This window comes from Acinetobacter endophylla (assembly GCF_053543775.1).
In genome coordinates this window covers 1-357 of the sequence record NZ_JBLVOM010000174.1, presented here as the reverse complement: position 1 = coordinate 357, position 357 = coordinate 1, and the positions used below count along the sequence as shown (strand labels likewise).

The 357-nt window shown below is 49.9% G+C and carries 1 pseudogene; it reads left to right on the top strand.

The window, feature by feature from the left end:
* Window positions 1-357 (top strand): annotated as a pseudogene (locus tag ACNPNW_RS06210) (hypothetical protein); the annotation flags it as partial.

The window sequence follows — 357 nt, the reverse complement described above, 5'->3', positions numbered from 1 at the left end:
TGAACAGCATCAACGATAGAAATGAATCAGATTTCATTCGTTCGGAACAATACGTGGCTGCCAGGCGCCGGGTACTCCGGCAATTCATTGAGGCGCTTCTATACGAAGATATGGTCCCGGTTCATGTTGAAAGACAAAATAACGATGTGCTGATCTACACGATTGCCGCGCAGGATGGACAGGGGCGCCCCGTTCATTACGTTTGCGAAGGAAGACAGATGCTTGCCTTCGGCCGAATTCGGCTATCTATGGAAAAGCGTGTCATGAGGATTCAGGGAGAGGATCGAAAAGAGGTGGAGGACCTAGCGTTCTTTCTGGAGGAAATCAGATCATCCTTGATCGAGGAACCTCGCCATC